Annotated in this window: 11 protein-coding genes; all 11 read left to right on the top strand. The window is 40.3% G+C overall.

All coding sequences use genetic code 11. The features are described 5' to 3' along the window. The first annotated feature begins 177 nt into the window (after positions 1-177). Positions 178-1,893 carry a ferrous iron transporter B gene (locus tag Q7J67_03725; protein MDO9464387.1) on the top strand — a complete coding sequence of 572 codons (1,716 nt, stop codon included), beginning with the start codon at positions 178-180 and terminating at the stop codon, positions 1,891-1,893. 42 nt (positions 1,894-1,935) lie between these two features. Further along, positions 1,936-2,685 (top strand): N-acetylmuramoyl-L-alanine amidase, encoded by a 750-nt coding sequence (locus tag Q7J67_03720; GenBank protein MDO9464386.1) that lies wholly within the window; start codon positions 1,936-1,938, stop codon positions 2,683-2,685. Positions 2,686-2,713: 28 nt separating this feature from the next. Further along, positions 2,714-3,637 carry a serine hydrolase gene (locus Q7J67_03715; GenBank protein MDO9464385.1) on the top strand — a complete coding sequence of 308 codons (924 nt, stop codon included), beginning with the start codon at positions 2,714-2,716 and terminating at the stop codon, positions 3,635-3,637. A gap of 96 nt (positions 3,638-3,733) precedes the next feature. Continuing rightward, positions 3,734-4,186, top strand: a complete 453-nt coding sequence (locus Q7J67_03710; GenBank protein MDO9464384.1) for a metal-dependent transcriptional regulator — start codon at positions 3,734-3,736, stop codon at positions 4,184-4,186. 63 nt (positions 4,187-4,249) lie between these two features. Beyond that, positions 4,250-4,486 (top strand): FeoA family protein, encoded by a 237-nt coding sequence (locus tag Q7J67_03705; protein MDO9464383.1) that lies wholly within the window; start codon positions 4,250-4,252, stop codon positions 4,484-4,486. A gap of 2 nt (positions 4,487-4,488) precedes the next feature. Then, positions 4,489-4,713, top strand: coding sequence for a FeoA family protein (locus Q7J67_03700; GenBank protein ID MDO9464382.1), 225 nt, complete (start codon positions 4,489-4,491; stop codon positions 4,711-4,713). Position 4,714: 1 nt separating this feature from the next. Beyond that, positions 4,715-6,802 carry a ferrous iron transport protein B gene (feoB, locus tag Q7J67_03695; GenBank protein ID MDO9464381.1) on the top strand — a complete coding sequence of 696 codons (2,088 nt, stop codon included), beginning with the start codon at positions 4,715-4,717 and terminating at the stop codon, positions 6,800-6,802. Between the two features lie 3 nt (positions 6,803-6,805). After that, positions 6,806-6,955 carry a hypothetical protein gene (locus Q7J67_03690; GenBank protein MDO9464380.1) on the top strand — a complete coding sequence of 50 codons (150 nt, stop codon included), beginning with the start codon at positions 6,806-6,808 and terminating at the stop codon, positions 6,953-6,955. Positions 6,956-7,288: 333 nt separating this feature from the next. Next, positions 7,289-7,519 carry a hypothetical protein gene (locus Q7J67_03685; GenBank protein MDO9464379.1) on the top strand — a complete coding sequence of 77 codons (231 nt, stop codon included), beginning with the start codon at positions 7,289-7,291 and terminating at the stop codon, positions 7,517-7,519. A gap of 286 nt (positions 7,520-7,805) precedes the next feature. Continuing rightward, entirely contained in the window at positions 7,806-8,006 is a 201-nt protein-coding gene (locus Q7J67_03680) for a hypothetical protein (GenBank protein MDO9464378.1), read from the top strand. A 42-nt stretch (positions 8,007-8,048) separates the two neighbouring features. After that, on the top strand, positions 8,049-8,878 hold an 830-nt coding region (locus Q7J67_03675), incomplete at its 3' end, for a hypothetical protein (protein ID MDO9464377.1).

Genomic DNA, 8,878 nt, shown 5'->3' with positions numbered 1-8,878 from the left:
CAGACAGTAGAAGTAGGCAATATACAGATCGCAGTTGGCTTTGGTATGGCCAAATTAATCCTAGTGGAAGTCAAAAGATGAACCCCGCACCTTCTATATATTCAGGGAACTTAAAGAACTGAAGTGTTAGAAGGCATGGGTTATAAAAATAATTATTAATAAGAGAGAAGGTGCGGGGTGAAGATAGAAAAGATTTTGTTAATCGGTAATCCCAACGTCGGCAAGAGCGCCATATTTTCCAGGCTTACCGGAGCAAAAGTAATAATTTCTAATTATCCCGGAACAACAGTAGAGTTTACCCAGGGCAAAATGAAGCTTGGTGATGAAACAGTAATGATCATCGATGTGCCGGGAACATATACTTTAGAGCCGACTTGCAAAGCCGAAGACGTGGCTTGCCGGATGGTAAAAGAAGGTGGTTTAGTGATTAATATTATTGATGCCACGAATTTAGAGAGGAATCTTCATTTAACCTTACAGCTTTTGGAAAAAGGTATGCCGCTTATTGTAGCTTTGAATATGTGGGATGATACCAAGCATAGGGGGATTTATATTGATATTAAAAAATTAGAAGAAGAGTTAGGGGTGCCAGTAATCCCTACCTGCGGTTTAACCGGAGAGGGCATCAAAGAACTAATCGATCGTTTGCCAGAAACAAAGGCAAGAGATTTATCTGCCTCTTCTGATAACCAGAAATGGGAAAAAATAGGCGAGATTTTAGAAGAAGCTCAGAAATTAACCCATCGCCACCACACTTTGTTAGAAAGACTAGAAGATTTAAGTATTAAACCGCTCACCGGGTTGCCTATTGCCTTAGGTATTATATATTGTTCCTTTTGGGCAGTTCGTTTTGTTGGGGAGAATCTAATTGGGCATATATTTGAGCCCTTATTTACAAAATTATGGTTGTCTTTGTTGATGAAATTAAGTGCATTTTTGGTTGAGGGGAGTTTTTTACATCATATCCTTATCGGTAATTTTATAAAAAGTAAAATAGATTTTGGCCAGTCTTTTGGTCTTTTAACCACAGGCCTCTATGTCCCGATTGCCATGGTGTTGCCTTATATATTTAGTTTTTATCTTGTATTAGGATTTTTGGAGGATTTAGGATATCTTCCTCGCTTGGCGGTTTTGACAGATAATTTTATGCATCATTTAGGTCTACACGGATATGCGATAATTCCTTTCATTTTAGGTTTAGGTTGTAAAGTTCCTGGTATCTTAGCTACTCGGCTTTTAGAAGAAAGGCGTGAGAAATTTATCGCTATCACTTTAATGGCAGTTGGTATTCCCTGTATGGCGCAAATCGCCATGATTGTGGGATTGGTGGGGCAAAGAGGAGGTAAATACGTAGCGATTATATTTTTTACTCTTTTTGTCCTGTTAGTAGTTAAGGGTTTAATTTTAAATAGGATTTTAAAAGGAGTAAGCCCTGAAATATTAGTTGAAATTCCTCCTTATCGGATACCTCAAATCCAATCGGTGGTTAAGAAACTTTGGATGCGTTTATCCGGTTTTTTAAAGGAGGCCCTGCCTTTTGTGCTTTTGGGAGTGCTTTTTGTGAACATTCTCTACATGCTAAGAATAATAGATTTCTTTGCGTATATCTTTACTCCTGTTCTGACCGGGCTATGGGGGCTTCCTAAGGAAGCTATCTCTGCTTTAGTAGTTGGGTTTTTAAGAAAAGACCTTGCTGTAGGCATGCTTGGGCCGCTTAATCTGACCACTAAGCAATTAGTAGTTGGCTCTACGATATTAGCGGTTTATTTTCCCTGTATTGCCACTTATGTAGTTTTAATCAGAGAATTGGGAATAAAAGATACACTCAAAAGTACGGCGATTATGATTGTGGTTGCGTTACTGATTGGGATGTTGCTTAATTTCATACTATAAAAATATTTTAAATAAGAAGGCTTCGTTATTCATATCAAAGAAATGAAAAGGTTAATTTCTCTAGCATTAATTGCAAGTTTAACGATCGTCTTGAGTTCTTGTGCTACCACGCCTGTTAAACCTTATATAACTCCTGTAAAAGAAATATATCCGCAAACCACTATTTCAGTTTTAAGGCAGGATACCTCTCATATAGTTGCACCCGGTGAGACACTCTGGCGGGTTAGTAAAATGTACAATGTTCCCATAAAGGACATATTATCTGTCAATAATTTAAAGACGCAAACCTTAGAGAAAGGGCAACATCTTTTAGTTCCTAACGCGGCTCCTATTATCCCGGTGATTTCTCTTTATCCTTCAAGGAAATGGAAATACATTATCATTCACCATAGTGCAACCGATGGTGGCAGTTCTCTTTCTTTTGATCGTTATCATTTAAGAAGAGGGTGGGATAGCATAGGATATCATTTTGTAATCAATAATGGAAGCCAAGGTAAGGATGATGGACAGATTGAAGTTTCTCCGCGTTGGCTTAAACAGAAAAATGGCGCTCATTGTAACGCGGGCAATATGAATGAACGATCAATAGGGATATGTTTGGTAGGTGATTTTAATAAAGAAAGAGTTTCCGAGAAACAGATGGCTTCATTAGCTTATTTGGTAAATATTTTAAGAAAATATTATAAAATTCCTAAGAATAATATCATGGGGCATGGCCAGGTTTCCGGGGCTAAGACTGAGTGCCCCGGTAAATATTTTCCTTGGAGAGAATTCTATAATAAACTGAATTAGGATATCCAATAAAATTATTAACTGAACCATGATAAAAAGAATTATTCTTATATGTTTGCTAGCATGTTTTTTTGGCTCAGTTACTTATTTTTCTTACTCTAGGTATCAAATTTTCAAAAAAGTAGAAGAGAAGCGGGTTTTATTGGAGAAAAGAAAGGCTGCATGGGATAATCTTAAAATTGCAGTCAAAAATAGAATCGAGATTTTCGGCAACCACCCTAGCGTTGTTATAAAAGATCTAGATATGGGTTGGGAGATCGATTTTAACAAAGATGAATTAGTTCCTTCGGCAAGCTTGGTTAAGATCCCTATTATGCTTTCTTGTTTTTACGCGGTAGTAGAAAAAAAGATCGGCTTGAAAGATACTATATATCTTAAAGCTTCCGAAAAGGTGGAAGGATCAAAAGCGTTAGGCGAGAAGCCGGTAGGTTCTGTTTTTACAGTAGAAGAATTACTTGAGCCGATGATTACGCAAAGCGATAATACCGCAACTAACCTGCTTATAGATTACATAGATTTTGATACGCTCAATACTTATTTTAAGAAAATAGGCTTAAAAAATACTAATTTAGCACGCAAGATGTTGGATTTTAAGGAAAGGAAAGAGGGTGTAGAAAATTATACAACAGCCGAAGATATGGCCTTCCTTTTAGAAGGACTTTATCGTAATAATTTCTTGAATAAATCAATATCTAAACAATGCCTTCTCTTGCTGGGACAACAGAAAGTTAATGACCGCATTCCCAGAAAGCTTCCCAAAGACGGAACATTTGTTGCTCATAAAACAGGTTTAGAAAGGCATGTTTGCCACGATGTAGGGATAGTGTATACCCGAAAAGGTAATTTTCTGATCTGCGTTTTAGTTAAACATGAAAACAAGGTTGCGGAACCCGCAAAAAAATTTATCTCAGATATAGCATTACTCACCCATAATTATTATCAAGGTTTTTAATATCATAACTTTTGGTGAAAAAGGGTTGACAAAAAGATTACATATGTTAGACTTATCTAACATATGTTTTTAACCTAAATAACCCAAGGATTAAAGATGAGCGTTGAGGTAAAGAAAATAAGCTCCAATATGGAAGATTACCTTGAGGGGATAGCGTTTCTAAAAAGAGAAAAAGGCGTTGCTCGTGTAAATGATATCAGCAAGCTTTTGTGCGTCAAGAATTCTAGCGTCAATTCCGCTTTAGTTACTCTTGCCAGAAGCGGGCTTGTTGTGCACGAAAGATACGGGGCTGCGGAGCTGACGGTTGAAGGCAAGAGGCTGGCAAGCGGCGTTCAGCAGAAGCACAATACACTTTTTAGATTTTTGTCCAACATATTGAAGGTGGGGAAAAATACAGCGCAAGATGATGCCTGTAAAATGGAACATTCTATTAGCCAGGTAACTTTGGAGAAGCTGATAAAGTTTATTAAACATGTTGAACGCTGCCCTGAATTTAACAGACAGGATATGAGCAAGGGTAAGGAGAAAACCATGAGTAAGCGCGGGTAATATTTTTTTGTTCAATAAGTTAGACAAGACTAACTTATTGGAGATAGCTAAAAGGGGGGATTTATGAGTCAGATTAAAGCTTTAAGTGATTTGAAGGCACATAGCAAAGGAAAGGTTAAGCAGGTAAGCGGACAAGGCCAGCTTAAAAGAAAACTCTTAGATATGGGGATTGTACCGGGGAGTAATCTGGAGGTTATTAGGGTGGCTCCATTTGGAGATCCTGTGGAGGTGAGAATCAAAGGATATAATTTGTCTTTAAGAAAAGAAGAAGCAAAACAAATTAGTATTGAGGTTATATAAATATGAAAAGCTTGTGCGATATTAATTCGGGATGCGCGGCGGCTATTGTTTTCATTCAGGGAGGAAAAGGCGCGAGTCACAGGTTGGCGGAACTTGGACTTTTACCGGGTGAGAGATTAACGATGTTGCATAATAGCGGAGCCGGGCCGGTTACGGTTTGCGTGAAGGGTTCTAAATTATCTATCGGGCATGGATTAGCCCAAAAAATAATCGTTAGGGAGGAATAAAATGGCGGCAAAAGGAAAATTGACGGTGGCATTGGCAGGAAACCCCAACTCGGGAAAATCAACGATATTCAATAATTTAACCGGGGCGCATCAGCATGTAGGCAATTACCCGGGAGTTACGGTTGAAAAAAAGGAAGGGAGAGTCGTTTATAAAGATTATGAGATAACCTTTGTTGATCTGCCGGGGACATATAGCTTATCGGCGAATTCAGAAGACGAAATTGTGGCTCGTGATTTTATAATTAAAGAGAAGCCGGATATGGTCGTCCATATTGTTGACGCCTCAAACCTCGAAAGAAATCTTTACCTATATACACAGTTACAGGAGCTTGAGGTTCCCATAATTCTGGCAATGAATATGAGTGATATTGTAGAAAAGAGGGGTTCTAAAATTAATTATGTCGAGATTTCCCGTTTATTGGGCAAACCGGTTATCCCTGCGGTTGGCAGCAAGAATAAAGGCATGAATGAATTATTAAATGCTGTGGTAGATCTTCGCGAAGGGAAAAGCAAGATAGAAAAGATAGGCGTTGATTATGGCGAGGAAGTTAAATTAGAGCTTGAAAAGTTAGCGGCGGCATTTAAAAAAGCTCCTAGTTTACCTAATGAATATCCTGTTGGGTGGCTTGGTATTAAGCTTTTGGAGAATGACCCATGGATAATTAAGCTTATCGCGCAGTTGCCCGGGGGGCCGGCACTCCTATTAGAGGCTGAAAGAAGCAGGATTCACCTTAAAAAACATTTCTCGGATGATCCGGAAGTTATCATCGCGGACAGAAGGTACGGGTTTATCAGTGGCGTTTGCACCGAGGCGCAGACGCATAGCGTTGAGGAAAGGCATGACCTTTCGGATAAGATTGATAAGGTAGTTTTAAATAGGTTTTTAGGGTTGCCTATTTTTGCCGCCGTGATGTATGCTATTTTTAAATTCACATTTACCTTCTCCGAACCGGTTGTGGGCTGGTTTGAAAAGTTTTTTGAAAAAACGGGAGAAATTGCCTCCGGCGCTATCCCAGAGGGATTAACTCAGTCATTTATCGTTGATGGGGTGATTGGCGGGGTAGGCGGGGTCTTAGGTTTTTTCCCTTTGGTGCTCTTTATGTTCTTTGCGATCGCGTTCTTCGAAGATTCCGGTTATATGGCGCGAGCGGCGTTTGTTATGGACAGGATAATGCATAAATTCGGCTTGCATGGAAAATCGTTTCTGCCGATGATGATTTCAACCAACGGCTGCGCGGTGCCCGGAATTATGGCGTCCAGGACGTTGGACAATAAAAAGGACCGTTTGATCACCATGATGGTTACTCCTTTTATGATCTGCGGGGCCAAGCTTCCTATATTTGCTTTGTTTATCGGGGCATTTTTTGCCGCTAAAGATGGAGCAAATATGATGTTTTTGATGTATGCCTTGAGTGTCATAATTGCTTTTGTTTCGGCATGGATACTTAAGAAGTTTGTTTTTAAAGGCGAAACCTCGCATTTTGTAATGGAGCTTCCGCCTTATCGCATTCCCACTATTCAGGGTTTATTGTTAAAAATGTGGGAGAGGGGTTGGCTTTACATAAAAAAAGCAGGAACAATTATACTTTTAATTTCCATGATTATTTGGGCGGGTTTTACATTCCCGGAAAAGGAACCCAAAGAGGGGGCAAGCGAAGAAGCAGCTGCTTCAGCACAGATGGAGCAGAGCTATGCCGGCAGGATAGGCAAATTTGTCGAGCCCGCTGTTAAGCCTTTAGGCATGGATTGGCGTGGAGGGGTTGCGCTTATGGCAGGGGTAGCGGCAAAGGAAGTCGTGGTCAGTACTATGGGGACGATATACAGTTTAGGCGAGGTTGATCCTGAAGAAACCGATTCATTAAAGGAAGCTTTGCAAAAAGATCCGTCTTGGAATCCGCTAAAGGCGTTGGTTTTCCTGATTTTTTGCCTTATCTATCTGCCTTGTTTCGTGGCGATAGCGGTTTTCTACCGTGAATCAGGGCCTAGTTTAAAATGGACGCTATTCTTGATATTTTGGACTACGGTTATGGCCTGGGTTGCGTCGTTTATCGTATATCAGGGCGGCAGGTTATTGGGATTCGGGGGATAGGTAATGGAAAAGATAGCCATAATCGCGATTGTTTTTTTAAGCATAGTGTTTCTTATATGGCAATTAATAAGAATGTTTAAGGGAAATGATTGTTCTTGTTCTGAAAGTAGCAATTCCGGCAAAGACGCTGGTGCTTGTTGTAAGAAAAAATAATTGTCTGCCCGCGCATGGCGGGAATAACCAGCGTTATCGCTAAAACAACCCAGGTAAACCTGGTGCTTGTTTCGGTGATCGGGACAATTATTGCGCTTCCTTTGATTGTCTTGATGGCGGTTGTTTTTAAACAATGGGGATTGTAGACTGCTTTGGGCTTTGCCGTGGCAACGGATTTATTAGCGGCTTTGGCAATGGGCGGGATATGCTGGAAGGCGGGATTTGAAACTTTTATTATCGCGCTTTTTGTCTTGGCGGGGGTTAAGGTAGCCGCATTTTTTTCATCTTTGCTTCCTTAAAAGCGAAGCATTATTAGGCGCAAGAGGGTAATGTATGAGTAAATGCATTGTTGTTAAATTATTAAGGGAAGAAATAGACAATTTGGTTATCCTGGCGCAGCGGCTGGAAGATGAGAGCAGGTTATGTCTTCCTTACGGCTGCAGCTGCGATAAATGTTTCGACGAGGTTATCTCGAAATTAAAACAACTGAAGAAGGGCTATAAGCGGGTATACAAGCATCATCCGGCGGATAATCTTCTTGAAATATATGAAGGTTTTAGATAATGACGCAAAAAATACAAAATCAAAAAAATGAAATCAACCAGGTACGCTGCGATTGCGGCAAGCTTTGCCTGGTAAAAACAAAGGAAGGTTACGAATTTAAGTGCACGCGGTGTAAAAGGATCCACCTGCTGAGGTATGAAGACTTAATCGTCGATTATTTTACCAAAGAGGAAAAGACGCCACGGTAGAAATAGGATAAAAATAATAGTTTAGACGCGGTCAGAGATCACGAATCCAGAACCCTTAAGCTAACAAGAGTCTGGATTTTTTATTGACAGGAGGGCAAATGGATCAAAGTAAAGTGCTTGGTAAGAATCAAGCAGTTGGAAACGTATTTAAATGTCAAGGAGGGATTATTCATGTCAATGTTCATGGCGTATCGCTACATTTCGATGATCTGTCTTTTTTGAACTTTGCGAGGATGGTACAGGATGCGTCTTCTAAATTGATGGACGATGGTTTGAAAAATCTATTGAAAGATGAATAACGTACAGGAAGGAGGTTTGTATGAGCAAGAAATGCGAATGTAATGGTAATTGCGGTAGCGCTTGCCGATGCAAGGCGCAAGATACAGTTAAATGCTCAAAAAGTTCTAGGAGGAAATGAGCTAAATCTTAAAATGTTGTTAAATAAGGAGGGTATTGAGATGTTATTACGAGGATTATTTAATTGGTGCCTGATTTTAGGGCTTGTTTTTAGTGTTAGCTTACCGGTATTTGCCGATGATGGAGAGTTGACAAGTACGGTTGCAAAATTACAATCGCGGCTTGATGCTCTTGAGAAAAAGATGTCTGCTCAGGATTCTCAGATTAAATCTCAGGAATCGACAATGCAGTCGCAACAGGATAAGATAGTCGAATACGAATCAAAGTTCTCGCAATTTGAGGAGGATCTCCACCGTGTTCCGGGTGCGCCCATACAGCTTATGGAAGGCCTTGAGCTTGGGGTGGGCGGTACAATGATCGTGCAGGGAGCTGATAATACCAACTACCGTGACGGTCAGATACATAAGGAATCCCGCGCCGATGCCCCGTATTCGGCAGATGTAACTTTAGCTAAAGAGTTTAAGGAAGTTAACGGCAGGGCATTCTTGCATTTGGAGGCTGGCCAGGGAGCTGGCTTAGAGGATAACCTTACCTTATATAGTAACGTTAACCGAGATGCCGGGGATAGCGATGCCAAAGTAGAATTAACCGAATTCTGGTATGAGCAAGTTCTCTTTATGAATAAAGCGGTCGCTACTTTCGGTAAACTCGATCCTACCGTAGATTTTGACCAGAACGAAGTTGCCAATGACGAAACCACTCAATTTTTAGGCAGGATATTCCGTAACTCGCCTACCGTTGAATTCCCTGATAA

This window comes from bacterium (assembly GCA_030652805.1).
Classification (GTDB): Bacteria; JAHJDO01; JAHJDO01; order JAHJDO01; family JAHJDO01; genus JAHJDO01.
This window is presented reverse-complemented; position numbering and strand designations above follow the sequence as displayed.